Source organism: Formosa algae (genome assembly GCF_001439665.1).
In the GTDB taxonomy this organism is placed as follows: Bacteria; Bacteroidota; Bacteroidia; order Flavobacteriales; family Flavobacteriaceae; genus Formosa; species Formosa algae.
This window is the reverse complement of record NZ_LMAK01000036.1, coordinates 61,574-88,345: the sequence shown is the minus strand read 5'-3', so window position 1 is coordinate 88,345 and position 26,772 is coordinate 61,574. Positions and strand designations below refer to the sequence as shown.

Below are 26,772 nucleotides of genomic sequence, written 5' to 3'. Positions count from 1 at the left end.
CGATTTATACATGGAAAAATCAATTGCAATTATTTGTGGCGGAGGGCCCGCACCTGGAATTAATACCGTAATTAGTACTGTAGCCAAAACGTTTATGAAAGATGGTTACAAAGTAATAGGTGTGCATCACGGGTACCAAGGATTGCTTTCTGAAGAGCCAGAAGTTAAAGTTTTTGATTTTCACCATGCAGATCGTATTTTTAGTCGTGGCGGATCTACTTTAATTATGAGTAGGTTTAAACCAAAAGACAGTGATTTTAAATCAGATTTTTTTAAGAAAAATAATGTAAAATTATTAGTTACTATTGGCGGCGACGATACAGCGTCTACCGCCAATAGATTAACTAAATTTCTTCAAACAGAACAATTGGACGTAAAGCATGTACACGTACCAAAAACTATAGATAACGATTTGCCTTTACCTGATAGAAACCCAACTTTTGGATTTCATACAGCTAAAGACGAAGGGGTTAGAATAGGGAATACGGTTTATGAAGATGCTAGAACGAGTGAAAACTGGTTTGTTATGTCTGCTATGGGACGTTCGGCAGGGCATTTAGCATTTGGAATTGCTTCTGCATGTCATTTTCAAATGATGATAATTCCTGAAATGTTCAACAAAACAAAAATTACATTCGAGAAGCTTACAAATATGATTGTATCTTCTATAGTGAAATGTAAATTAGAAGGTGTTGAATATGGAGTAGCTTTAGTTAGCGAGGGTGTTTTTCATTTTATGGATGAAGAAGAAATTATAAATTCTGGAATTAATTTTACTTACGATGATCATGGGCATCCAGAATTGGGAAATGTAAGTAAGTCACATATTTTCAATTATCTGTTACAAGTCAAATTGAAAGAGATTGGTTTAGTCGTAAAATCAAGACCAGTAGAACTTGGTTACGAATTAAGATGTTGTAATCCTATAGCATTCGATTTAACACTGTGTTCATTGTTAGGAATAGGTGTGAAAAAGTTGTTCGATCAAGGTATTTCAGGTTGTATCGTTAGTGCAAATTCAAAAGGTGATATTACGCCTTTATATTTAAAGGATTTTGAAGATGAAAACGGAAAGATACCACCAAGATTAGTCGATATCAATTCTGATATGGCTCAGCTTTTCATAGATAATCTATTTTATATTAAAGAAAAAGATTACGAAAAAGCAAAACAATATTTACCAAATCCAGAAGCATACGATTTCAAGAAAATCTTAAACTGGAATTAAAAATTAAAACAAAACAAAATGGCACAATTTTCAAGATTAGAAGTGGCTCAAGCAATGAAAGATACAGGGATGATTCCTTTATTTTTCCATAATGATATTGAGTTAAGTAAAAAAGTATTAAAAGCTTGTTACGATGGTGGAGCAAGATTAATGGAATTCACAGCTCGTGGAGATTTCGCTCACGAAGTTTTTGGAGAGTTAACTAAATATGCAATTGCAGAATTACCAGGTATGATTATGGGTGTTGGTTCTGTTACAGACGGCGCAGCAGCATCTTTATATATGGCTTTAGGAGCTAACTTTATTGTAACTCCTGTTTTAAGAGAAGATATCGCAATTGCATGTAACCGTAAAAAAGTATTATGGTCTCCTGGATGTGGTACTTTAACAGAGATTACTAGAGCAGAAGAATTAGGATGTGAAATCGTTAAATTATTCCCTGGTGATATTTACGGACCTAAATTTGTAAAAGGAATTAAAGGCCCACAACCTTGGACAAGCGTTATGCCAACTGGTGGTGTTTCTCCAACAGAAGAAAATTTAAAAGGATGGTTTGATGCTGGTGTTACTTGTGTTGGTATGGGATCTCAATTAATATCTAAAGATATTATTGCAAATAAAGATTATGCAAAATTAGAGCAAGATGTTAAAGCTGCTTTAGCTATAGTAAAAGCAGTTAGAAAATAATTTTTTCTAAATATTACATTTTAAATTTTAGAACTGTCTTACAAGACAGTTCTTTTTTTGTTTTAAATCTTGCCAATTGCATGTGTTTTAAAAAATATAAAACCTGAAATAATTGATTTACAATAGGGTTATAAAAAGCAGTTAAATTTTTTTAAAAAATATCTAAAATAATGTTGTGTAGTTTTACAAAGACTCATATATTTGCACAGCTTTTCAGAAATTAAGTTTCTACGAAAGCAACTTCAGAACACTAGTTGTTCGTGAATGGTGGCATAGCTCAGTTGGATAGAGCACCTGCCTTCTAAGCAGGCGGTCGAAGGTTCGAATCCTTCTGCCATCACAAAAAGCTTTCGAGAAATCGAAAGCTTTTTTGTTTTACACCCTTTTCTTCTTTTCTTTTAAGTGATCACTAATGAATGTGAAATTGAGCTTCCGTATTATAAAAAAATAGATTCAATAATTTTACTTACATGTAATTAGTCTTTTTTTGAGCTCTCTTTATCTAAAATTAGATTAACTTAAGGTATGCTATTCTTAATATTTAAACTTTAAATTAAAAGACTTCTAAAATTTTAGTTTCATTTTCAGAATTATTCAAAGCGCAGTTTTGTCTCTATTTTTTTTAGACCAATTATGGTTGTAAAACCAAGGTTTGTAATTCCTAATATTTTACATTAAATTTCAGTCAATCTTTAAGCTAAAATAAGCACCTATTTCCATTGTTTTATCTGCTCTTCTTTTTTGCCTAAAAATTAAGTGTTTTTATTAGTGTTTTGTAAATATAAAGACGAAAACGTTTGAATAAATTTAAGTAAGTATTTTCTTATTTAGAATAATTCTATTTTTTTGCAAGTTGTTTGTTTTTAGGTGATTTAAGCCTGAATATTCCTGAAACTTATTAGTTTTTTACAGCGTTATTAACTAAATTTACAAGAGTAATAAGATTGTTTTGCATGTCTAAATTAGCAGTTGAAAATTAGTATAAAAATCTACTAAAAAAAGCATCAAAAACAAGCTAAATTTTTAAGAAAAACAATGTGTTAATACCTCCTTTTTTTTTTACCTCTTTTTAGGCTTTAAAAAATGTATAGCTAGCACTAGTTTTTAACATCAAGTATATCGATTTTAAATTTACATATAACATGAGTAGAGAAAAGAATACGAATAACGAGGCTGTAATAAGAAGCAGAAAAGACACCATTCGGTACATCAACCTTCAGTTAGCAGCTTTAGGACAACCTATTTATCACGATGATGAAAATGCAGAAATTGCATATAGTAATCCAAATTTTCAAAAATTAACTAACGGATTAATTAAAAGTTTCCGTGAAAAATCCAGAATACTTTCAGATCATTTATCACCTGTAGATAGTCGTATTCAGTCTTTTATTGAAGATTATTTAAAAGACATTACTTTTGATCAAGATATAAAAATACCAAACGATACTCTAGTACTAAACCAAGCAGGACATGCTCGAGAAGTGAGTTTACCACCAAATGGTGATAAATTTGTGAGTGAAGACGTTACCTCGTACAGAGTAAGACAAGGGGTTTTAAATAATCCTATACATGATAAAAGAACAACTAAAGGAACGTTCCATATTGTGGAAGGACCATTACCTGTGCCTTTAGATAAGTTTGAAGTGCCTAAAATTACCTTTGCTCATTTACTAGCAGAAGCGCTTAAGCCATCTTCAGAATTAAAAACGTTACCGTTTACTTCTAAACAAAAGGAGCAAGCAGAAGTTATGGTGTCTATGTTAATGAGACCAATGGTTTGCCCAGAAGTAAAAGGAGTAATGTCTAAAAAGAGTTTAGAAGTCCGTTTCTTTGCGCCAGGTAGTTTAGTGAGTAACTTAGACTTTGTTGAAGCTATTTTTGGTAATGCAGGAGATCCATCTCTTGTGCAAAACGATGCGGCTTTAGATACAGAACATTGGACAGGACATACAGGTTGTATTATTCTTGCGCCTCAATTAAAATTACTTAAGAAAAAAGATGTTGGTTTACCACATGTTGATGATGCTACTGAGCGTCAAAAAGCAGATGGTATGTGCTGGAAAGATGCAGACGAACTGTATAACGACGGTGGTGCATTTAAATTAACATGTAGAGATGATAGAGGTGTTGTTGTAACTTTAATTGCAGACAACTATTTTGGTTACTCTAAAAAAGAAATTAAGACTCAAATTAGCTATTCTGCAAACTTATTTGGTTTGGTAGAAGAAGAGCACTCTGGAGGAGCTGTAGCTTATCCTAGAGGAGTTATGGGAGATATCGTTAACGGGAATGGATTTTCTGCTAAATATAATAACATTTACAGTTTTGAAGGCGTTAAAGAATACTTAGGCGATAGAATTGATGTCCAAGACGGAAACTATGCTATAGATAAGAAATATCCAAATATTATATACGTGCCTGAAAATGCATATATAAATACAAATACAAATGATATTACGTGGACGTATAACGGAGAAGAACAACGTATCCTTTTAAATCCAAATAAATCTTATGTGCACCCATCAGGACATAAATTTAAATTAGAAAAACACGATGCTGTTGCCCTTTGGCGAATTGTAGCGACTGCTCCAGAAGGGGTGTTCTGCCACAAACCTTGTACAGTTTCTGGAGGAGGAAAATCGGAGATTTCTAAATCTATGAAAAATGCGATTACGTATAGTGCATTCAACATTATTGATATTGAAGCTGACTTTAAGAAAGCCGATGAAATTATTGAATACGACTATTCTAAGCGATGGAGAGATTACGATCCTACTTTACCACCTTCACATTCATTCTTAAGTTCTAATAGAACATTAGGGTCTGCAGTAAGATTATTACAGCCTTTAGATGTATTTACAGACGAGTATAACGAGTTTGTAACTAACATTCCTGTACATATTAGATCTTTAGTGTTATTTATTAAACGTCTATATCGTCAAGATCATGGGGCTTTAAACTGGAAAGATTGTGTATCTGTAGACATTGTAAACGGACAAAAAGGAACAGGTCTTAAATACATGAATAATCCTGTTGTGGGGAGTTATGTACGTATCGGATTTAATCAAGATGGAAATTGGTTGTTAAACAAACTAAGATCTGATTTCTCTGCGAGTCAAAAAATTCAAATGGAAGACGATATTACAGCGTCTATTACACTACCACGTAATAAATTTAAAAATCTAAATACGCAGTACACAAATAAGAGTTTAAAAGTTGCAGCAAACTGTGAAGGGCATTTATTCCAAAGACCAGATGAAGCTATTATTCGTGGATATGATAAAGGTGCAGAACGTGATATAGTTGGAGAAAATGTATTCTTAACTAATTACGAATTGTTAACTAAAAAAGATGCAATAGAAATTTACGAAGACACTATTAACTTCGATAAATATACACAACCAGTTAAAGATTTAATTGAAAGTGTTGTAGAGAGCGATAAAGACGAGGAGTATTTTGCGTTACCATCACATACTAGAATTGTAAATGGAGAACCAACTAAAAACCCACGTTATTTAGAAAAAAACATCTTCTTAAATGAGTCTGAAGCGAGTTATTTAGCTGAAGTAGGGATGCGTTTATTCAGAAAAGTAGATTCTGAAGATCCAATTATCGATGTTGTAAATGCGGTATTACCAGGTAGACGTAATAATCCAGCCGATACAAAAGCAGGAATTCGCCCGTTAGCAGTGTATAACCCAATTCACTATCAAGAAACTCCAGAATTGTTTATGGACTTTATTTGTAGTCTTACAGGTAAGTCTCCATCTACAACAGGAGCAGGGTCTGAAGGTGCCTTAACAAAAGGACCTTTTAATATGTTAACACCAACAACAGATTTAAATAACGCTTTACTATCTCATATCTTAACAGAATCTAATGCCTTTAGTACGGCTGCAGGTTATGTAGGAGGAGAAAACAAAGTAGATCATGATATTAGTATCTTAATTCCTGAAATCTGGGCACGTTTAGAGCCACAAGATAGAGATCCTAATTTCTTAATTAGCGATGGTGCTCTTGAAAAACTTGAAGATTTCGAATATAACGGTCAGAAAGTTTTAGCAAGCCGTTTAGGTTACCGTATTACTAAACAATTTTCTTTAAGATGTTTAAACCGTATTTTTGATGAACCTAATGCTGTGTTCAACGAAAAAATGCTTAAACCAGAACTACAAGGTATGGAAGATTATGTAGATGGTATTAACAATATTGTTGAAGCACAACAAAAAGTAGCTTTAAGATATTTCGAAGATGGAAGTATTGATGCTGCCATTCCACCGTTAAAAATTCTTTTACATATGATGGCTTATGGAAATTACGAAGGTAAAGAAATGAGCGATCCAGAATTAAGAGGTTACTTTACAAGAGACTATGTAATTAATAGCGATTGGTATAAAGAAAGATTGAAATTGAAACAACAAAAAGATATCGCTTTCTACACCAAACAAATTAATTATTTAGAAACGTTTATGTCTAATACTAGTAATAAACAACTTGTTGCAGAAATGGATTTAGCGAGCCGTTTACAATCTGTAAAAGACTTGTATAATGAAGCAAATACAGCTGAATATTTACAAGACTTAGAAGGTACAATTGGTGTAGATCCATTGTATTACAAATAGTACTTTAAATAAAAGTAAAACGTAGTTTACTACATATAAATAAAAAGCTTGAGGTTATCCTCAAGCTTTTTTGTTTTAAAAACAGCCGTTTTCAATTTGAAAGCGCACTAATGTCCGGATTGAAATTCTTAAATTTGAATATGTACTTCAGAATTAAATGGTGTAAAATGTAATAATATGAATAAAATTGTTTGGGGAATTATTGGTTGTGGAGATGTTGCCGAGGTTAAAAGCGGTCCAGCCTTTTCGTTGGTTAAAAATTCTGAATTAAAATCGGTTATGAGAAGAAATTTAGCCAAAGCGGAGGATTTTGCTAAACGCCATCACGTAAAGCATTGGTTTAACGATGCTTCAGATATTTTAAACGATCCCGATATTAATGCAGTCTATATAGCAACGCCTCCAGCATCTCATTTACAATATGCATTAGAGGCCATTAAAGCTGGAAAACATGTGTATTTAGAGAAGCCAATGACTTTAAATACTGCAGAAGCAGATCAAATTGTAAGGGCTTTAAAAGCATCTAAAACCAAATTAACAGTGGCGCATTATAGAAGACATTTGCCTGCTTTTTTAAAAGTGAAAGCCTTGCTAGACCAAAAAGCAATAGGAGAGGTGTTATTCGCAGATATTCAGATTTTACAATCTCGACAATCTCAAATTATTACAAAAACAGAGGAGCCTTGGCGATTAGACCCAGAGATTTCTGGTGGCGGATTGTTTCATGATTTGGCCCCACATCAACTCGATTTAATGTGTCAATATTTCGGCATGCATACTTCAGCTATAGGTTTTTCAGGGAATAGAAGTGGGGATGGTGCAGACAATATTGTGAATGGTATAATTAACTTTAATAACGGAATTCAATGTCGTGGTATTTGGTCTTTCAATAATTCAGAATCCGACCAAAAAGATGCCTGTACTATTTATGGCAGTGAAGGGAAAATAACGTTTTCATTTTTTGGGGAACATGTTACCTGTTCTACAAAAGAAACTTCAGAAACATTTAGTTTTAAGAATCCAAAACATGTACAAGAACCTATGATTGCTGCTGTAGTAGATTATTTCTTAGGACAAAGAGAAAATCCATGCGCTGCAGAAGAGGCATTACAAGTCACTAAAATTATGGATGCGTTTACGTCCCATTAGTACGTGTTAAAACAGTATTAATGTAGGGTTGTTTTTGTAAATGATTCATTAAAATAAGTAACAAAAGACCATCTACATAGGTGGTCTTTTGTATTTTAAACATCTAATTTAGGGTTTGTTAAGGCTTTATGTTTTAGTTGGCAGAGATGTAACATGATAAATGTCATGAGTTTTAGATAAAAATAATCTCACTTTTGTAAATCTTTTTGTTAAAAAAAAGAGTCACTAAAAACATTAATAATGAAAAAACTACATTCCTTCCACATACCGGTAATGGGTATAGGGTTTACTGCTGATACACCGCTGAAAGTATCTCATTTAGGGATAGATTCTGCTATATCTTTAGTAGATGATATCTTATTAGAGAAGCTTCGGAAAATGTACTGTAATATGTTCGAGTTACCTTATCAAGAGATCGATAATTCGCAACCCGATTTTAGAGCAAAGCGCATAACGTCTTATTTAGATATGATACATGATGTTACCGAAGAAAAATTTAATCAGCTTAAAGAAGTTAATAAATCTTGTACAGATGAATTAAAGCACTACTTTAATTTATTACCAAGTACCTCTGAAATTAAATCGCAATTTATGAATGCAATTTCAGATACTTTTAACTTAGATAAAGCTAAAAAGTTTTTTACAGAACATTTGGTTAAAGGCAGTATTGATGTTAACATCATGACTAAAGTCGATAAAGATCACTTTAACGATAAAGAAAAATTACCTGCAGAATATAATGATGCGCATGCAGCGTTAAGAGGGTATGCGAATTCTAATTTAAGTTCATCTTTAATTTTATCTGCAGGAATGAATCCGCACTTATTTAGTTATTTAGAAAACTTTAAAGATTTCTATCCTGATGCCACGGGTTACATAAAAAAGAAAGTTATTCTTAAAGTAAGTGACTACAGATCGGCATTAATTCAAGGTAAAATATTAGCTAAAAAGGGCATTTGGATTTCAGAATTTAGAATTGAATCTGGATTAAATTGTGGCGGACACGCCTTTGCAACTAACGGATTGTTACTAGGACCCATTTTAAATGAATTTACAGTAAACAAGCAGGTGCTAACAAACGAGCTTCACGAGCTGCTTACTAAAGCTTTAAAGACTAAAGAGTATCATGTGCCAGCAACAGCGCTACCCATTAAAATAACGGCTCAAGGTGGTGTAGGAACTTCTGAAGAACATGAATTTTTATTAAGTAAATATAATTTAGATTCTATAGGTTGGGGAACACCGTTTTTATTGGTTCCAGAAGCCACAGCAGTAGATAATGAGACTCTACAGCAATTAGTGGGCGCTAAGGAAGAAGATTTATATTTAAGCGACATATCGCCTTTAGGCGTGCCTTTTAACAGTCTTAAAGGGAATACTAAAGATGAAGAAAAGTATAGAAATATTGCTAAAAACAGACCGGGAAGTGCGTGTCCTAAAAAGTTTGTTGCACTAGATAAAGAATTTACAGAAGAAGGTTTGTGTACTGCCTCTAGACAATATCAGCATTTAAAAATTAAACAATTAGATGCCCAAGGATTAGATGCTATAGACTATAAAAAAGAGTTAGATAAAATTACAGTCAAGTCCTGTACATGTGTAGGATTAGGAACATCTGCACTATTAAAATACAATTTAGATACAAAAACGGAAGGTAGAGGCGTGTCTATTTGTCCAGGCCCAAATATGGCCTATTTCTCGAAGGTGATGAGTTTAAAAGAAATGACTGCTCACATCTATGGTGAAATTAAAAACATTGTGTCTGCAAAACGACCACATATTTTTGTGAAAGAGCTTACTATTTATGTAGACTATATTACTAAAAAGTTTAACGAGTCTCCTGTAATCTCTAATAAGCGAGAAGAAAAATATTTTACAACTTTTATAAATAACTTAAAAGAAGGTGTAACCTATTATGAAGAACTTTTAGCTGAGACAAAAGGTTATTTTGAAGCCTCTAAGAGCACAATTAAAGATAGTTTAGAAGCCGAATTAAACAGATTAAAAGCACTCAGTTTACAAGTAGAACAAGCGGTACAAGTCACTACTTAATTTAAAAACCAATTCCCATTATTTTAAAGGCCTTGTTTTGAACAAGGCTTTTTTTATTTCTACCATGTTCTGCGTTTAAGCGAATTTATTTTTATGTATTTGCGTTAATATTCATTTCGATATTGTTAACAAAAACTGCATAATATAGTTAATATACAAAAGAGTTTATGTTGTTTTAATTAATTGATTATAAGTATTTTGTGTGTATTGTCTTAGGCGAAATAAAAAGCGTTGTTTAACTTAAAATTGTGTTTTATAATACGGTTAATATCTTAATATTGTGTAAATTTGATAATGATTTTTAAGTAAATCATAATATTTATCTAACCATTAAAACATACAGTTATGAGTAAAAGTGGTAACACCGTATTAGGTCTTATAGCAGGAACAGCTATAGGAGCAGTATTAGGAATTTTATATGCTCCAGAAGAAGGAAGTAAAACTAGAAAACGTTTATCTGAAGAAGCTATGGCTGCTCGAGATAAAATGAATAGCAGTGCACACGATTTAAAAGAAAAAGTGAGCAGTAGTGCACACGACTTAAAAGCTAAAGTTAATAGTACTATGGCAAGTCAAAAAGGAACATTAGATGAACAATTGGAAACTATTGTTACTGATGCTAGCCATAAAGCAGATGATGTAATTTCAACTCTAGAAAAAAAATTAGCATATTTAAAGGAGAAAAATAAGAAATTTCAAAAATCGTAATATATGAATGTTTTTGAATCTTTAAATGAGACTTCAAATAAAGCTAAAGATATTGGTGAGAGGTACGTAGAGTCTTCTCATCAATATTTAAAGCTTAAAATTTTTCAGCAACTTACTGGTGCTATGAGCCTGTTTGGCAAAATGCTACTAATAGGAGCTATGCTATTTATAGCTTTCCTGTTTTTGGCCATGTCTGCAGCCTTAGCCATTGGTTATTTGTTCAATAATTTTGCAATAGGAACTCTTATTGTTGGTGGCTCATTTTTGTTAATAGCATTTGTAATTTATTTATTAAGACGTCGTATAGATCAAAAATTTATAGAAGTTATGTCTGAAAACTTTTTCGATTAGACTATGAGGAAAGAATTTACAAATTTTGATGAGATTAAATTAGAACTGAAACGTTTAGACTTAGAACGCCAAATTGCTCTTGAAGAATTTAAAGCGTTAAAAGGGAATGTTAAAGAAGATCTTAAACCCCTTAATTGGGTACATACTGCCATTAATTATACAGGTAAAATCGGATCTTTGGTATTTCTTAAAAAGTTATTTAAATAAAACATAACCGTCTATGACGTAAAAATACTTTTAAAACAATTACATATAACCTAATATTGAGACTATTGTCTCTGTATTAGGTTTTTTTATGCTTATTTCCTATCAATACTTTCTATGATTTTATAATAACTTTTAATAACTTAAATTGTTAGGTTTGTTTCAAAAATTCTACTTTTGTTACATTAAAAAATGATAAGAAGATATGTCTGATACTATTGAGAAAGTAAAGTGCCTTATTATAGGGTCTGGTCCTGCAGGATATACTGCAGCTATTTATGCTGCAAGAGCAAATATGTCTCCTGTGTTATATCAAGGAATGCAGCCTGGTGGTCAATTAACGACAACCAATGAGGTTGAAAATTTCCCAGGTTACCCAGAAGGGATTACTGGGCCAGATATGATGATACAATTACAAGATCAAGCAAAACGTTTTGGTACAGATATTCGTGATGGTTGGGTTACTAAAGTAGATTTTTCTGAAAGTATACATAAAATTTGGGTAAACGAAACTCAAGAAATTCATGCAGAAATAGTAATTATTTCTACAGGAGCTTCTGCTAAATATTTAGGATTACCATCAGAACAAAAATATCTTCAGTTAGGTGGAGGTGTATCTGCTTGTGCCGTTTGCGACGGTTTTTTCTATAGAAATCAAGAAGTTGTTATTGTTGGAGCTGGAGATTCTGCATGTGAAGAAGCACATTACCTATCTAAATTATGTAAGAAGGTTACAATGTTAGTGAGACGTGATGAGTTTAGAGCCTCTAAAATAATGACTAATCGCGTTAAGAAAACCGAAAACATAGAAATTCTTTTTAATTCTGAAACAGAAGAAGTTTTAGGAGACGGACAAGTGGTTACAGGTGTTATGGTTAAAAACAATCAAACCAACGAACTAACAGAGATTCCAGCAACTGGATTTTTCGTAGCCATAGGCCACAAACCCAATACCGATATTTTTAAATCGTTTTTAGATTTAGATGAAACAGGGTACATTATTAATAAACCAGGGTCTTCTAAAACAAATATAGATGGCGTGTTTGTATCTGGAGATGCCGCAGATCATGTATACAGACAAGCTATTACAGCAGCAGGAACAGGATGTATGGCTGCGTTAGATGCAGAACGTTATTTAGCTTCTAAAGAAGAATTATAAATACAGATTATTATAAAAATTAAAGCCCCAAACATGATATGTGTTTGGGGCTTGTTTTTGTTATATATTATGACTTAACACAATATATCGAGAATTAATGTGGTTATAAAAGTGATTAATAATTTCATATTGTTTGGTTTTTGATTGATGATGATGTTTAAAATAAATATTGCCCAATAGATATATTGGGCAATTACATGTGGTTATTCTGATGTTATATTAATACCGTTTTCGTTTATATTAACATTTACTTCTTCAGAGTTTGCTTTCACGCCCTCGCTGCTAATTTCAATATCGACCTCGTCATTTTTAATTTTCAAACCTTTGTTGTTAATTTTAACAGAGCCATTACCATCGTTTATATTTAAATCGATACTGTTTTCAGAGTCAGAATCTTCATCCAAACCATCATCCAAGCAATTTATACAATTGGCATCATCATTTAAAATTTTCATAATATGGCTGGAATCTTTGTAGGTGATAATACTTTCAGCCGATTTATGATTCTGTAAATACGAACGCATATTTCTGTTAAACTCTACATAAGTACCTTCAGGAATATATAAAACAATCTGAATGTTTTGTTCTCTGTATTTGTTGACGTAATCAGTGAGTAAATAGCTGTCTAATAATAAGGTGTTGTTGTTAAGTGTATAATTGTACATGATTTTTTCTGCACGATCTTTAGCTTCTAGAAAGTTTTTTCCTTTCGATTCTTTTTCAATCTGAATAGTAGCCACACTATCTTTTGTTGATCGCACATTAATTCTAATATCTCTAGAGAATATCACTTTCTCATCATTATCATTATACACGATTTTAAAATCAGAACTTCTTCTAATACTTCTATTGAATTTGTTATTCTTTACCATCGTGATATGCAATGTATCTTGAGTGTCATAAAATAACGTTTCCTTTTGTGTTACTACAGAATCTAAAGCGTGGTCTGACGCTTGTTTAATACCAACAGTTATTAACCCGATAAGAGAAATTAACCAGATACCTAATAAGGTGAATTTAGCTGGTTTACCTATAGATTTTAAGTTATTGATTAAAATTTTAAGACCTAAGTATAAGATGAAAAAACATGGAATTCCTATAGTGAAAAATACTAATAACGACCCTAACCAAATAGGTAATCCGGTTGTGTTTACAGCATCAGGGTAATCCATCCACCATGGGTGAAAGAACGATGAGCTTCCTAAAGACAATACACTAATAAGTAAGGCGAAAATGGAAACGGCCCCGAAAAGAACAAGTATAAACCCTATAAATTTGGCAAACAATTTCAAGAAAAACATCAAAATATCTCCAATGGTATCAAAAAAAGATTTGGAAGTAGACTTGACTTTGCTACCGTATTTCTCATAATCTACACTTCTTACAGTGTCTGAGACGTCTTCAAACCCTTTTTTAATTTTTTTTTCAATGTTGCTAATGTTAACAGGTTCTCCCGTCATAGTTAGCTTTTCTGCTGTGGTTACAGCTTCAGGCACTAGAATCCAGAATAGAATATAGATTAGTATAAACGTACCTGCAGATCCAAAGGTTAATAAAACCCAGATTAAACGTACCCAAATAGAATCTATACCTAAATAATGCGCTAAACCAGAAGCGACACCTCCAATATAAGAGTTGCTTGTGTCTCTATATAATTTTTTAGAAGCCTTAAATAACGGTTTTGCTTTAGGCTCGTCTTCAAAAATCTCATCGTCTACAAGATAGTCTTCAGGTTGCCCCATAATAGCAATCACGTCTTCTACTTCTTTAGAGCTAATAACTTGCTTATCGTGCTTTACGCGCTCATTAAACAATTCAGCAATACGAGCTTCAATATCAGCAAGAATTTCAGAACGGCCTTGCGAGTCTGTAAACGAACGCTTTATAGCATCAAGATAGCGTTGTAACTTTTGGTAAGCATCTTCATCGATATGGAAGAATGTACCTGCTAAATTTATGTTGACTGTCTTATTCATTGCTGTTGTTTTTTTGGCTTGTTACTAGGTTTACTGCATGTTGTAATTCACTCCAAGTGGTGTTTAATTCACTTAAAAATAATTGTCCTGTTTCGGTGAGCCCGTAATATTTACGTGGTGGTCCCGATGTAGATTCTTCCCATCTGTAATTAAGAAGTCCTGCGTTTTTTAGTCGTGTTAATAATGGATAAATAGTCCCTTCTACAACTAGCATTTTGGCATCTTTTAAGGTCTGCAAAATTTCTGCAACATAAGCGTCATCGTCTTTTAAAACAGATAAGATGCAGTATTCTAAAACACCTTTACGCATTTGTGCCTTTGTGTTTTCTATTTTCATCTGTTTGTGTGTTTTACAATGGTTTTAAGACTCTGTGATGGACATATAAGGTTTAAAATAGTGTGAGTCATGTTTTAGTGTGTTTTAAATTTAAACTGTTCATTTTTTGATTTTGATTGATGATGATTGATTTATTTGATGAAATGTATGTTTAATGGGTAATGAAAAATTTCTCCGTCTTTCGCTTTTAAACTTGCTCTTATAATTAAGGCGAGTTCTATTATAAATCCTAAAATGGCTAATCCGCCTAAAGCACCTCCCAGGTATAAAAGGGGTGAAGGTTTATCGAGGTTAATTTGAATACTATCAAAAGGATTAATTTGAATAAAATCTAAACCACTAAAGACATTGAATATAAAAAAGGGTACAGTAATTAAGCCCAATACAATAGTGTATAATAAAATGCTTAACTGAAAATTAATAGCTTCTTTACCATGCTGATCTATAAATTCCGATTTGTCTTTATTGGTAATCCATAAAATAATTGGAGCAATAAAATTTCCTAAAGGAAAAAAGAATCTAGAAAAAGTAGAGAGATGAATACAAGTAGCTATATTTTTTTGGTGGTTGTTTGGCATGGTTTCTATGGGTTTACTGGAATAGGTTTAATGTTTCTGAACTACTTTTTTTATATAATTAAATCGGTTTCGTTTTAGTGTTTTTACATGTTTTTCGAATTCTCATTGTTTTCTAATGCTATTAATATTATCTCTAATAGATACCTTAGAAATTTATTGCTTTAATGTTGTCATGTAAATTAAATCCACTTGTTTAGTATAGTTAAGTACTAATACGAAAGTAAAAAGGGTAACTATTAGAGTGATTTTTTTCATGATTTTATAACTATATAATAGTTGTCTATGCAAATATATGTTTAAAAAAAGGTATTATGCAAAACATAGTAGTGTAATTTAACATAATATTAACAAATTGAGAATCCGATTATTTTCGATATTTTTACTACAAACAAACACGATTATGACACTTACAGCTTCTAAACTAAATGGCTTTTTAATGTTTAAACTACCATCGGCATATATATGTGGTGTGCGCACTAAGAGCCTAAATCCAGATAGCTGTGTCGTTACTGTAAGACACAGGTGGATTAATCAGAATCCGTTTAAATCTATGTTTTGGGCTGTACAAGGCATGGCTGCAGAACTGTCTACAGGAGCTTTGGTAATGTTAAGAATTGCAGAAAGCAAAAAGAAAATCTCTATGCTTGTATTAAGTAATGAAGCTAGCTTTACAAAAAAAGCAACGGGAAAAATTACATTTACTTGCCAAGATGGCCATCTAATACAAGACGCTATAGATAAAACAGTCGCTACAGGCGATGGGCAAACCTTCTGGATGAAAGCGATTGGCGTTAACCAAGATGGAGTAGAGGTCTCTACTTTTAAATTCCAATGGACAGTTCGTGTTAAAGCATAATACACATTGACTTTATTGTGTAATGTCCTGTAAAATTTTGTTAAACTTTTTGTTGTTTCTTCAATGTTTATAAGGGGTTATGGGTTTAAAAATAGTTTCTTTTTTTGGTAGACAAAATCTTCCTTTTGTTCTATAAACTATACCCGTCTATCTATTCCAATTGATAATAGAGCTTGTTTTAAACATTTTTACAATCTGTAAGAATGGATTACAAACATTCTTTAAACCTTAATTAAAGTAAAATTGTTTTATGAAAAAAGTATGGATTCTTTTGGTATGTATTGGGACTAGCGTGTCTTATGCCCAACAGGTAGATGGTGTGTATGTTAATACAGAGATTTTGCCAAGTTTTGATGTGAGTACTGCGGTTAAATTAGAAGCAGGTATAGATCTTCCTGTAATAAACACAAGTAAAGATAAATTAACTATCGGAGGTAAAGTTCAGAATACCAGTTTTAACTACGTCGATGAAGATGTGCCTTTTGAAACCGATGAAATTGAAAATTTTAATGCCTTTAGTTTTAGATTCAACTATCAGCGTAGTTTAAGTGACAGTTGGGCCTTAAACGTTATGGGAGAATCTCAGGTGTCTTCAAATTTTGGCGAGAATGAAATCAAGACAGACGATTTGTTCTTTAACGCCTTAGTTACTTTAGAAAAATACAATGCTGAAAAAAAATCGATTTGGACATTTGGAGCGGCATACGATATTAAATATATCCAATTCCTGTAATTTCTTATACCAAGAGAATAGATGATGCTTGGGCATATAAAATAGGAGTTCCAGATACCCGAGTAAAATGGTCTTTTGCAAAAAATCATGAAGTTGAAGGTTTTGCGACTTTAAATGGATTTACTGGAAATGTAAACGATGGGTTAGATGTTTATAAAGTGGAATATAGCGGTACCTTAAGACAAACTAGTGTTTTACTAGGTTTAGGTTACAACTTTAATTTCTTAAAGAATTTTAAAGCAACTCTAAATGGTGGGTATTCTGTATATAATAGTTTGCAGTTACAAGATTATGATAATGAAGAAATTTACGATTTTGAGATACCAAACAGTTTTTATTTAAATGTAGGAGTAAAATATATTTTTAAGAGTAAAACGAATGTGAAGCGTTTATATTAATTCCTTTTTTAGTTGTAAATAGTGATCTAATATAGAATCTGGCCATATAGTATTCTTGTTATTTAATGTAAAAGTTAAGTTGAAAGTGTAACAAAATATAATAATCATCAACATATGTAGTGTAACCTTAAACGTTTAGACATTATGAAAGCACACGAGATAGATTATCGTATTTATGGAGAAGAAATGCAATATGTAGAAATAGAACTGGACCAAAATGAAGGCGTAATAGCCGAGGCGGGAAGTTTTATGATGATGCACGAGGGCATTAAAATGGAAACTATATTTGGAGATGGCTCTAAACAGAATGAGGGCTTCATGGATTCTATTTTCGGAGCAGGAAAACGATTGTTAACCGGAGAGAGTCTATTTATGACGGCATTTTATAATACGCTTCACGATAAGCGTTCGGTGTCTTTTGCTTCACCTTATCCAGGTAAAATACTGGCTGTAGATTTAACGCAGTTTGGAGGAAAAGTAATTTGCCAAAAAGATGCATTCTTATGTGCAGCAAAAGGTGTAAGCGTAGGCATAGAGTTTTCTAAGCGTTTGGGGAGAGGATTATTTGGTGGCGAAGGTTTTATCATGCAAAAGCTAGAAGGAGACGGTATGGCCTTTGTACATGCAGGCGGTACTTTAGCTACTAAAGTTTTAAAAGCAGGAGAGAAATTAAAAGTAGACACCGGCTGTATTGTAGGGTTTACCAAAGATATTGATTATGATGTAGAGTTTGTTGGCGGTATAAAAAATACGGTTTTTGGAGGCGAAGGTCTGTTTTTTGCAACGCTTACAGGGCCAGGAACAGTATATGTACAGTCGTTACCTTTTAGCAGATTGGCAGGGCGTGTGCTTGCAGCATTACCTAAAGGAAATAACAATAAAGGCGAAGGAAGTGTGTTGGGCGGATTGGGAGATTTATTGAGTGGAGATAATAGGTTTTAATAAAATTATTGAAATTTTAAGTTTTTATTAAGATAAAAATATCTATTTTTAATTGAATTTAAAACGTTGTAGTTGCCTATTAAACAAATCTACTTTTAAAAAATTATTAAACCTAAATTGAATAATTATGGCTAGAGCAATGTTCGAGTATACTAAAACTATACTTAATAAAGTTAGTTTTGATACTACGTTGTTTTGTAAAGAAGTACAAAAAGCACTTCAGAGGTTGTTACCTTACGAAATTGAAGAGCTGAAGATTTTTATAGAATCTATGGTACAGCAAAACCCTGACTTAAATAAATGCTTAATTTATTTAGAAGCATAAAAAAAAGCAACTAGAAATAGTTGCTTTTTTTGGTGTTTAACCTCTTGTATATTGGTTCTACCGTAACTTCTTAGGTTGTTATACCGCTTTCTTTGTTGGTAGAGGACTCACAATTTTTACATTCTGGAATGTGATAGCTCCTCTAACTATTCCTGAAATTACAGATTGTAAAGCTTCAATAATTTGCATTTTTAATTCACTTTTATGGTAAATTAAACTCACTTCTCTAGCAGGAGATGGTGCTTCAAATTGTTTAAGATGGTGTAAGGTGTTCGGATTTAAATCTAAAGTATGTAAATACGGCAATAAAGTCATCCCTAAACCTTCATTAGAAAGTTTTATTAAGGTTTCTATGCTTCCGCTCTCAAGTTGAAAATTGGTGTCGTTATGGTTTTTAAAAGACTTACAAATATTAAGAACACCTTCTCTAAAACAATGTCCGTCTTCTAATAAAAGCATATCATCTACATCTAAATCTTCTGGACTAATTGTATTATTCTTATACAATCTATGGTTTGTAGGTACATAACCAACAAAAGGTTCGAAATACAATACTCGCTCTTTTATAAGCTCAGATTCTAAAGGGGTAACAGCTATAGCAGCATCTAAATGGCCTTCGTTTAATCGAGAAATAATTTCTTCGGTCGTAATTTCTTCAATAATTAGTTTAACCTTAGGGTGTTTTTTTATAAAGGTATTTAAAAACATGGGTAATAACGTAGGCATTACTGTTGGTATAATACCTAATCTAAATTCTCCTCCAATAAATCCTTTTTGTTGATCAACGATATCTTGAATTCTATAAGATTCGTTAACAATGTTTTTTGCCTGATTTACAATTTTTTTACCAATCTCAGTTAGTTCAATAGGCTTTTTACCACGATCAAATATTAATATATCTAATTCATCTTCAAGTTTTTGTATCTGCATACTTAAGGTAGGCTGAGTTACAAAACATTTCTCTGCCGCTTTGGTAAAGTTCTGGTTTTCGGCAACTGCCAAAACATAATATAGTTGAGTAATTGTCATGGTATAAATTTAGACTATAAAACTATAAAATCAATCAATAAAACTGATTAATAGTTGTGTTAATTATAAGTAAATTTGTATAAACTAAAAAAGCATTAATTATGACACTTAATATATTAGGATTAGACGCCAAGAAAACTAAAGATTTAGCAACAGACTTAAATAGCTTATTAGCTAACTTTCAAACGTATTACCAAAACTTAAGAGGTATACACTGGAATATTAAAGGAAAGCAATTTTTTGAATTACATGTTAAATTCGAAGAATTGTACACAGATGCTAACGTAAAAGTAGACGAAATAGCAGAGCGTGTATTAACCTTAGGAGAAACGCCATTACATACATTTAGCGACTATACAGATCATGCAAAAGTGCCTGTAGGTAAAAATGTATCTGACGATGAAAAAGCTGTAGCTCTTATCGTTGAATCATTATCTATACTTTTAAAAATTGAACGTGATATCTTAGATAAATCTGGAGATGCAGGAGATGAAGGTACAAACTCTATGATGAGTGATTTTATTACAGAACAAGAAAAAACAATCTGGATGATGAAAGCATGGTTAGGAGAAACTACTGTTTAATTATTTAGTATATTCTTAAAAACCCTTTAAATATATATTTAAAGGGTTTTTTTATGTTTCAAATTTTGATTACCGTTATTAAAGCATACATTTGAAGCTTCTTAATGGTAAAAAGCATAAATTAAAACCGTATTAAATGTTTTATATTATAGATATTTTAGGAACTATTTCATTTGCTATTTCAGGTGTGCTTGTGGCTTTAAATAAGCGAATGGATGCGTTCGGTATTCTTATTATTGCTTTTGTTACTGCAACTGGAGGCGGGATGTTAAGAGATGTTCTTATTGGAGATACACCAGTGTTTTGGATGACCAATATGACTTATGTGTACGTTATTCTGGCGACTACAATTTCAGCGGTTATTATTAAAAGAAAAATAGATTATTTAAAAACACCTATGTTTATGTTTGATACCATCGGGATCGGATTATACACGCTTGTAGGGATTCAGAAAGGGATTAATTTAGGACTACATCCTATAATTTGTATCTCTTTAGGTACCATGTCTGCTTGTTTTGGCGGTGTTTTAAGAGATATTTTATGTAATCAGATTCCTGTAATATTCAGGAAAGAGGTTTATGCAACGGCTTGTATTTTAGGAGGCGTTTCTTTTTTTTTACTACGTAAATTGCATGTAGATAGTAATTTTATCTATTTAATTTCAGGGGTAATTATCATTACAATCCGATTATTAGCCGTGCGTTTTAAAATTAGTTTACCGAATGTGTATAAGGATGACGTGGAAGAAATTAATCTATAATTTCAACCTTTTTAATATATACGTTGTGTAACGGCCATTCTGCATCATCGGTTTCTACATTCGATATAGCATCTACCACATCCATACCTTTAATTACTTTTCCAAAAATGGTGTAACTACCATCTAAATGGTGGGCACCTCCGGGAGCCTGAACGATAAAAAACTCGTAAGGCGAAGCTAATTTATACGGGTTTTCTATATCGCTACTTGGCATAGAAATAACACCTCTATCATGTTTAAATCCGCGTTTAGCATCTGTTGGTAAAAGATATTTTCCAATGCTTACACGGCGTTTTCCTATCTCAGAATCATCGCTACCACCACCTTGAATAATAAAGTTTTTTACAACTCTGTAAAATTGAGTGTTATTAAAATAACCTTGTTTGGTTAAAAAGATAAAGTTGGCACGATGGAATTTAGTCTCGTTAAATAGTTGAATATCAATTGTACCGTATTCAGTAGTTATTCTAACTGTATTCTCTTTATGTTCTTTTTCATACTCTAAGAAGAACTCCATGGCATTATCGTCTGTAAGTACCGGAAACTCTCGTGTGTCTTCAACTATTTCAGGTATCGCGTCTGTTTGTAATGTTTTAGTTTCAGAAGTTTGCTTTACGGGTGTTTCTATAGCAGGTTTATCGCTATTATTTTTTTTAGATTTCGTATCTTCACAGTTAAGTAAGAATACAAACAGACAACAGTATACTAAGAATCTCATAGATGAATTTTGATGATTTTATAAAGTTAAGATCAAAAATAGAAAATATACCGCTTCCAGCCGAAGCATCTCAGTTTAAAATGTCGCCACCATTTAGAGAAGATTTATTGGAAGCGAATAAAATTAAGATGAAAACAGCTAGAAAAGCAGCGGTCATGGCTTTATTTTATCCAAATAACTTACAGCAAACCCATTTGGTTTTAATACTGAGAAACACCTACAAAGGTGTGCATTCTGCACAAATTGGTTTTCCAGGAGGAAAGTTAGAACCTGAAGATGATTCGCTTAAAACAGCAGCGATTAGGGAAACTTTTGAAGAAGTTGGTGTGCCCGAACGCGATATAAACGTCTGGCGAAAAATAACTGATATTTATATTCCTCCAAGTCATTTTGTGGTGCAACCATTTATTGGAATAGCTGAAAAAACACCAATTTTTCTAAAACAAGATATAGAAGTAGATGCTATTATTGAAGTGCCATTGGTAGAGTTTCTAAGCGAAAAAAATGTGGTGACTAAAAGAGTAACAACATCTTACGCTCAAGAAATAGATGTGCCAGCCTTTGTTTTTCAGGGGCATGTAGTTTGGGGAGCAACTGCTATGATGCTAAGCGAAGTAAAAGACATTTTAAAACAAGTGCGATATCTTTGAGTTTTCCCTACATTTGTAAATTATAAAAAACGACAAAAATCATGGGATTGTTGAAACGAAATCCTTTCGGACATATACTTTTATTTAAAAAATGGATTATTAGATTCTTAGGAATTCTAACCCATAGACGCTTTAGGGGGTTTAACGAACTTCAAATTGAAGGATCTGAGATTATTAAAGATTTACCTTCAGAAAATGTGCTTTTTATATCTAATCACCAGACATACTTTGCAGATGTAGTGGCTATGTTTCATGTTTTTAATGCCAGTTTAAGCGGACGAGAAGACTCGATTAAAAACATAGGATATATTTGGCATCCAAAACTTAATATCTATTATGTTGCCGCAAAAGAAACAATGAAATCTGGGCTTTTACCTAAGATTTTTGCTTATGCGGGTTCCATTAGTATTGAGCGTACGTGGCGATCTGAAGGAAAAGACGTGAATAGACAAGTTAAAATGAGTGATATTTCTAGTATTGCTAAAGCGTTAAAAGATGGGTGGGTAATTACTTTTCCTCAAGGCACAACCACACCATTTAAGCCTATTAGAAAAGGAACAGCTCACATTATAAAACGTTACGAGCCTATCGTGATTCCTGTCGTAATAGACGGTTTTAGACGTTCTTTTGATAAAAAGGGGTTACGTGTTAAGAAAAAGAATATTCTTCAAACTATGGAGATTAAAGCGCCTTTAGATATCGATTACAAGAATGATACTATTGATGATATTGTAGAAAAGATTGAATACTCTATAGAACAACACCCGTCGTTCTTAAAAGTACTTACGAAACAACAAATTCAAGATATAGAAGATCTAAATACGAAAAGAGGATTTTAATTATAAATCCATCTTCTTAAGCTCTTTATAATTGTGGTTTAATCGTTTTAGCAAGATTCCGTATATCAGATAATAAAATCCTAATAATATGGTAATAGTAATGGTTAAAATTCCCGCAGTTATAAGTATTACTTTAGAGTAAAACATAAAGATATGGCCACTGGCAGCAGCTTCGTTTACTCTTGCTCCTAAAACCGGATCCTGATTAAATTCTATTAATAACACCACTACTGTAGAGATTACTAAGAATAACAGGTTAAACACAACATACTGTTTAACAGTGCGCCTAGTGTTTAAAATGTTTTCCATAAGTTTTTTAGCATTGTCTGTGGTAGAAATCTTTTTGTAGTTCTTGTAAAAGAGGTAGAAAAAGTAAAACAATACCAAGTATCCCATTACAGATAAGGTGTCTAAAATGGTTTCTGCACTAGTGTCTTTAAAGCGTGCCATAGCTTTGTTATCTTTAATACCAAAAGAGATAATGGTCCAAAATACAAACTCTAACAAGCTAATTATAAAAATCCACTTCACTGTAGAAGAGGATTTCTTAACATGCATAATATATAAATCGTTATAAGACAGCTTAGGGAAATTCTGATTTTCCGGCTTATTCCAGTCTTTTTTTAAAATATCTAATTCATCCATACGGTTACGGATTTAAAATAGTTCTCAGCTTTGTTTTCACGCGATTCATCTTCACTCTAGCGTTTACTTCACTAATTCCCATTGTTTCACTAATTTCTCTGTAATTTTTATCTTCTAAATACAAGAAGACTAATGCTTTTTCAATGTCGTTTAATTGTTTTACGGCACTGTAAAGCAGTTTTAATTGCTGTTCTTCGGTATCATCATAATCCTCTGCTTTTATTCTAAATTGAACGGCATCAAAATCCTGAGTTGTCACTCTCCGTTTCGACTTTCTGTATAAAGTAATGGCTGTATTTAAACCAATACGATACATCCAAGTACTAAACTTTGCATCACCACGAAACTTAGGATAGGCTTTCCAAAGTTGTATGGTAATTTCTTGAAACAAATCGTTGTGTGCATCATAGTCATTAGTGTACAAACGGCACACTTTGTGAACAATGTTTTGATGCTCTTCAAGCAATTGTATAAAGTTATGTTCTTGCTCTTTATTCAAGTCGAGAGGTTAGTTAAGATATTAGTGTCTTTTATATAAAAATTGTTACAAAAGTTTTTAAATTTTGTTTTTTAAGGTGAATGTTTAAATGTGTTAACTGTGGTGTTTTTATTATATTTTGAAACTTAAAATACTGAATTTTTATCATTTTAAACCCTGTGTAAAATTAAATTTTAATTAAATAAATGGTTTAGTTTAAAATGTTTTTGTGTTTGATTATGAGTTGTTTGAGTTCGTGCTATAGATAAAGCTTATGGTACGTGTTTTAAGTCTTCTATAGCTAATTATATTTATTCTTAAATATGCGAAAAAAATATAAACTATATGGTTTTTAGTGCTTAAAAAAATGATGTTTTTTAGTTGCTGATCCCTTGTGTAATTATGTAATTTAAGATTGTAATTTGAAAATAAAATACTTTTATAGGCAGATAGAACATGAAACTTTTAAGCCTTTTATTTAATACAAACAGTTGTAATTTCAATTCATCCTTAAAATATAACAGTTGGGTGTGGTTTAGTTTTTAAACCTTTAATTCTGTTTCATTTTTGTATTGCTAATTTAAACAATCAAATCATGAAAAAATTACAACTACTCCTAAACCTTGTGTGCATATTCACAGTAAGTGTTGGGTTTTCACAAACCTTAATTTCTGGTCGCGTTACAGATGCTAAGCACAATCCAATTGCAGGAGCGAATGTATATATCCAAGGGTCTTACGATGGCGGAACCAGTGACGATTCTGGGGTGTTTAGTTTTAAAACGACAGAAACAGGTGTTCAAACCTTAATAGTCTCTTTTTTAAGTTATGAAACTTATAGTGAAACTGCTCATATATCGGCTTTCCAGGATGTTGACATCAAGTTAAGAGAAGATGTAAATGCTTTAGATGCGGTGGTGTTGTCGGCAGGAACGTTTTCTGCAGGAGATAATAGTAAAGTCAATGCCTTGTCTTCTTTAGATGTGGTCACTACCGCAAGTGCTATGGGCGATTTTGTAGGGGCTTTACAAACGTTGCCAGGAACCACAACCGTGGCAGAAGATGGACGGTTGTTTGTTAGAGGAGGAGAAGCCGATGAAACACAGATTTTTATTGACGGCATTCGCGTATTTACTCCATACACACCAACAACAAACAATGTGCCGTCTAGAGGACGCTATTCTCCATTTTTGTTTGACGGTATAACTTTCTCAACGGGTGGATATTCTGCAGAATATGGCCAAGCTTTGTCTAGTGTACTCTTATTAAATACTATTGATGAACCTGAACAAAATAAAACAGATATCGGGATTATGAGTGTTGGTGGCGCACTAGGGCATACTAAAAAGTGGGAAAAAAGTGCTTTGAGTGTAAATGGGTCATATATGAATTTAGGGCCGTATATAAAGCTATTTCCAGGTAGAAATGATTGGGATAAACCTTTTCAGAGTTTTTCTGGAGAAGCTGTGTATCGTAGACAATTTAGTAAAGGTTTGTTTAAGCTATATACAGCCTATGAATTCAGTCAGTTTGAATTAACTCTGGAAGATATTGACTATGAGGATGGCATTCATTACAAATTGAATAACAAAAATACGTATGTCAACTCCTCATACCAAGGCAAACTAAATGCAAATTGGTCTGTGTTTGCTGGAGCGAGTTACACCAATAATAATTCTGATGTTGATGTAATTGATGATGCGGTAGATAATATAGAACATTCCGTTCATGCCAAAGCACGTTTAAAATACCGTTTCAATAATCGTTTCAAATTGAACTTCGGTACAGAGTATTTTTTAACCCATTTTAATGAGAAATATTCATCTCCTTCTATTGATACGGAGTCTTACGGATTCGATAATAATATCGCTGCAGCATTTACAGAAGCCGATGTAATCTTCACAAAACAATTAGCATTAAAAGCAGGGTTGCGTGCAGAATATAGTCAGCTTTTTAAAGCGTTTGAAGTAGCTCCGCGTGTGTCTTTAGCGTATAAAACATCTGCAAAAAGTCAGTTGTCTTTAGCGTATGGTTCGTTTTATCAAAATCCGAATAATGATATATTAAAGTTTAGTCAAAATATTGATTCAGAAGAAACTAGTCATTATATATTAAATTATCAGTTTAATGTTGAAGGGCGCTTATTTCGTGCCGAAACATATTATAAAGACTATAATAATCTCATTAAATACGATACAGAATACGCAAGTTATACGAGTAACTTTAATAACGATGGCTATGGGTATGCTAAGGGAATAGATTTGTTTTGGCGCGATAATGTAAGTCTTAGAAATTTCGAGTATTGGGTGAGTTATTCTTACCTAGATACTGAGCGGGATTATAAGAATTATCCAACCAAAGCACAGCCTAATTTTGCAAATGCACACAACCTTTCTGTAGTAGGAAAATATTGGGTGGAAGATTGGAAGAGTCAGATCGGATTTAGTTATAGTTTAGCCTCTGGGCGTACTTACACTAATCCAAACGAAACTGGATTTCTAAACCAAAAAACAAAAACGTATAACAACTTAAGTTTAAACTGGGCGTATTTAATGAGTCCGCAAAAGATTTTATATGTAGCCGTAAGTAATGCGCTCGATTTTAAGAACGTTAATGGTTATCAATATGCAAGTACACCTAATAGTAATGGTGTGTATAACAGGCGTGCTTTAAAACCGGCTGCAGATCAGTTTTTCTTTATCGGGTTTTTCTGGACTATAAGTGATAATGGAACCGACAATCAATTAGATAATTTATAGTCGTTT

The 26,772-nt window shown here is 32.5% G+C and carries 26 protein-coding genes and 1 tRNA gene; 20 read left to right on the top strand and 7 right to left on the bottom strand.

Annotated features, from left to right (window positions below; translation table 11 throughout):
* Positions 1-10 precede the first annotated feature (10 nt).
* From AST99_RS10635 to trxB, 10 genes are all read left to right on the top strand, one after another.
* Complete coding sequence (locus AST99_RS10635) at positions 11-1,228, top strand: 6-phosphofructokinase (RefSeq protein ID WP_057781820.1); 1,218 nt, start codon at positions 11-13, stop codon at positions 1,226-1,228.
* Between the two features lie 18 nt (positions 1,229-1,246).
* Complete coding sequence (locus AST99_RS10630) at positions 1,247-1,915, top strand: bifunctional 4-hydroxy-2-oxoglutarate aldolase/2-dehydro-3-deoxy-phosphogluconate aldolase (protein ID WP_057781819.1); 669 nt, start codon at positions 1,247-1,249, stop codon at positions 1,913-1,915.
* A 266-nt stretch (positions 1,916-2,181) separates the two neighbouring features.
* Positions 2,182-2,255: transfer RNA gene (locus tag AST99_RS10625), tRNA-Arg, on the top strand.
* Positions 2,256-3,057: 802 nt separating this feature from the next.
* Positions 3,058-6,537, top strand: a complete 3,480-nt coding sequence (locus tag AST99_RS10620) for a PPi-type phosphoenolpyruvate carboxykinase family protein (protein WP_198151471.1) — start codon at positions 3,058-3,060, stop codon at positions 6,535-6,537.
* Between the two features lie 177 nt (positions 6,538-6,714).
* On the top strand, positions 6,715-7,686 hold the full coding sequence (locus tag AST99_RS10615) for a Gfo/Idh/MocA family protein (RefSeq protein ID WP_057781817.1): 972 nt from the start codon (positions 6,715-6,717) through the stop codon (positions 7,684-7,686).
* Positions 7,687-7,926: 240 nt separating this feature from the next.
* The gene (locus AST99_RS10610) at positions 7,927-9,738 is read left to right on the top strand and encodes a hypothetical protein (RefSeq protein WP_057781816.1); all 1,812 of its coding nucleotides are present in this window, start codon (positions 7,927-7,929) and stop codon (positions 9,736-9,738) included.
* 345 nt (positions 9,739-10,083) lie between these two features.
* Positions 10,084-10,446: a YtxH domain-containing protein gene (locus tag AST99_RS10605; protein ID WP_057781815.1), complete on the top strand. Its 363-nt coding sequence runs from the start codon at positions 10,084-10,086 to the stop codon at positions 10,444-10,446.
* Positions 10,447-10,449: 3 nt separating this feature from the next.
* Positions 10,450-10,797 carry a hypothetical protein gene (locus tag AST99_RS10600; protein ID WP_057781814.1) on the top strand — a complete coding sequence of 116 codons (348 nt, stop codon included), beginning with the start codon at positions 10,450-10,452 and terminating at the stop codon, positions 10,795-10,797.
* A gap of 3 nt (positions 10,798-10,800) precedes the next feature.
* Complete coding sequence (locus tag AST99_RS10595; protein WP_057781813.1) at positions 10,801-11,004, top strand: hypothetical protein; 204 nt, start codon at positions 10,801-10,803, stop codon at positions 11,002-11,004.
* A 202-nt stretch (positions 11,005-11,206) separates the two neighbouring features.
* Positions 11,207-12,160 (top strand): thioredoxin-disulfide reductase, encoded by a 954-nt coding sequence (gene trxB / locus AST99_RS10590; RefSeq protein ID WP_057781812.1) that lies wholly within the window; start codon positions 11,207-11,209, stop codon positions 12,158-12,160.
* A gap of 203 nt (positions 12,161-12,363) precedes the next feature.
* Here the strand turns inward: trxB and AST99_RS10585 are convergent, their stop codons facing one another.
* The 3 genes from AST99_RS10585 to AST99_RS10575 form a co-directional block, all read right to left on the bottom strand.
* Positions 12,364-14,136: a PspC domain-containing protein gene (locus AST99_RS10585; RefSeq protein WP_057781811.1), complete on the bottom strand. Its 1,773-nt coding sequence runs from the start codon at positions 14,134-14,136 to the stop codon at positions 12,364-12,366.
* Entirely contained in the window at positions 14,129-14,473 is a 345-nt protein-coding gene (locus AST99_RS10580) for a PadR family transcriptional regulator (protein WP_057781810.1), read from the bottom strand. The genes AST99_RS10585 and AST99_RS10580 overlap by 8 nt, the downstream gene beginning before the upstream one ends.
* Before the next feature lie 131 nt (positions 14,474-14,604).
* A complete protein-coding gene (locus tag AST99_RS10575) occupies positions 14,605-15,051 on the bottom strand; it encodes a DUF4870 domain-containing protein (RefSeq protein WP_057781809.1) in 447 nt (148 codons plus the stop codon).
* Positions 15,052-15,451: 400 nt separating this feature from the next.
* Here AST99_RS10575 and AST99_RS10570 point away from each other — a divergent pair, with 400 nt between their 5' ends.
* From AST99_RS10570 to AST99_RS10550, 5 genes are all read left to right on the top strand, one after another.
* Positions 15,452-15,907: a DUF4442 domain-containing protein gene (locus tag AST99_RS10570; RefSeq protein ID WP_057781808.1), complete on the top strand. Its 456-nt coding sequence runs from the start codon at positions 15,452-15,454 to the stop codon at positions 15,905-15,907.
* Between the two features lie 250 nt (positions 15,908-16,157).
* Positions 16,158-16,640 carry a DUF6268 family outer membrane beta-barrel protein gene (locus AST99_RS18955; protein ID WP_057781807.1) on the top strand — a complete coding sequence of 161 codons (483 nt, stop codon included), beginning with the start codon at positions 16,158-16,160 and terminating at the stop codon, positions 16,638-16,640.
* Positions 16,622-17,038 (top strand): DUF6268 family outer membrane beta-barrel protein, encoded by a 417-nt coding sequence (locus tag AST99_RS18950; RefSeq protein ID WP_338044114.1) that lies wholly within the window; start codon positions 16,622-16,624, stop codon positions 17,036-17,038. Before AST99_RS18955 ends, AST99_RS18950 begins: the two co-directional genes overlap by 19 nt.
* Before the next feature lie 144 nt (positions 17,039-17,182).
* Positions 17,183-17,980 carry a TIGR00266 family protein gene (locus AST99_RS10555; protein ID WP_057781805.1) on the top strand — a complete coding sequence of 266 codons (798 nt, stop codon included), beginning with the start codon at positions 17,183-17,185 and terminating at the stop codon, positions 17,978-17,980.
* Positions 17,981-18,107: 127 nt separating this feature from the next.
* Complete coding sequence (locus tag AST99_RS10550; protein WP_057781804.1) at positions 18,108-18,305, top strand: hypothetical protein; 198 nt, start codon at positions 18,108-18,110, stop codon at positions 18,303-18,305.
* Positions 18,306-18,383: 78 nt separating this feature from the next.
* On the opposite strand, the gene AST99_RS10545 is transcribed toward AST99_RS10550, so the two are convergent.
* A complete protein-coding gene (locus AST99_RS10545) occupies positions 18,384-19,334 on the bottom strand; it encodes a LysR family transcriptional regulator (RefSeq protein WP_057781803.1) in 951 nt (316 codons plus the stop codon).
* Between the two features lie 101 nt (positions 19,335-19,435).
* Here AST99_RS10545 and AST99_RS10540 point away from each other — a divergent pair, with 101 nt between their 5' ends.
* Positions 19,436-19,918, top strand: coding sequence for a Dps family protein (locus AST99_RS10540; protein WP_057781802.1), 483 nt, complete (start codon positions 19,436-19,438; stop codon positions 19,916-19,918).
* 136 nt (positions 19,919-20,054) lie between these two features.
* Positions 20,055-20,678 (top strand): trimeric intracellular cation channel family protein, encoded by a 624-nt coding sequence (locus tag AST99_RS10535; protein WP_057781801.1) that lies wholly within the window; start codon positions 20,055-20,057, stop codon positions 20,676-20,678.
* On the opposite strand, the gene AST99_RS10530 is transcribed toward AST99_RS10535, so the two are convergent.
* Positions 20,668-21,396, bottom strand: a complete 729-nt coding sequence (locus AST99_RS10530) for a peptidylprolyl isomerase (protein ID WP_057781800.1) — start codon at positions 21,394-21,396, stop codon at positions 20,668-20,670. The two genes, AST99_RS10535 and AST99_RS10530, sit on opposite strands and share 11 nt — an antisense overlap.
* Before the next feature lie 2 nt (positions 21,397-21,398).
* Between AST99_RS10530 and AST99_RS10525 the strand changes: the two genes are divergently transcribed.
* Together AST99_RS10525 and AST99_RS10520 are read left to right on the top strand one after the other, a co-directional pair.
* Positions 21,399-22,046, top strand: coding sequence for an NUDIX hydrolase (locus tag AST99_RS10525; protein ID WP_057781799.1), 648 nt, complete (start codon positions 21,399-21,401; stop codon positions 22,044-22,046).
* A gap of 41 nt (positions 22,047-22,087) precedes the next feature.
* Entirely contained in the window at positions 22,088-22,885 is a 798-nt protein-coding gene (locus AST99_RS10520; protein ID WP_057781798.1) for a lysophospholipid acyltransferase family protein, read from the top strand.
* On the opposite strand, the gene AST99_RS10515 is transcribed toward AST99_RS10520, so the two are convergent.
* Positions 22,886-23,530 carry a hypothetical protein gene (locus AST99_RS10515; protein WP_057781797.1) on the bottom strand — a complete coding sequence of 215 codons (645 nt, stop codon included), beginning with the start codon at positions 23,528-23,530 and terminating at the stop codon, positions 22,886-22,888.
* A 4-nt stretch (positions 23,531-23,534) separates the two neighbouring features.
* A complete protein-coding gene (locus AST99_RS10510; protein WP_057781796.1) occupies positions 23,535-24,029 on the bottom strand; it encodes an RNA polymerase sigma factor in 495 nt (164 codons plus the stop codon).
* Between the two features lie 574 nt (positions 24,030-24,603).
* Between AST99_RS10510 and AST99_RS10505 the strand changes: the two genes are divergently transcribed.
* A complete protein-coding gene (locus tag AST99_RS10505) occupies positions 24,604-26,766 on the top strand; it encodes a TonB-dependent receptor (RefSeq protein WP_057781795.1) in 2,163 nt (720 codons plus the stop codon).
* The last annotated feature ends 6 nt before the right edge of the window (positions 26,767-26,772 follow it).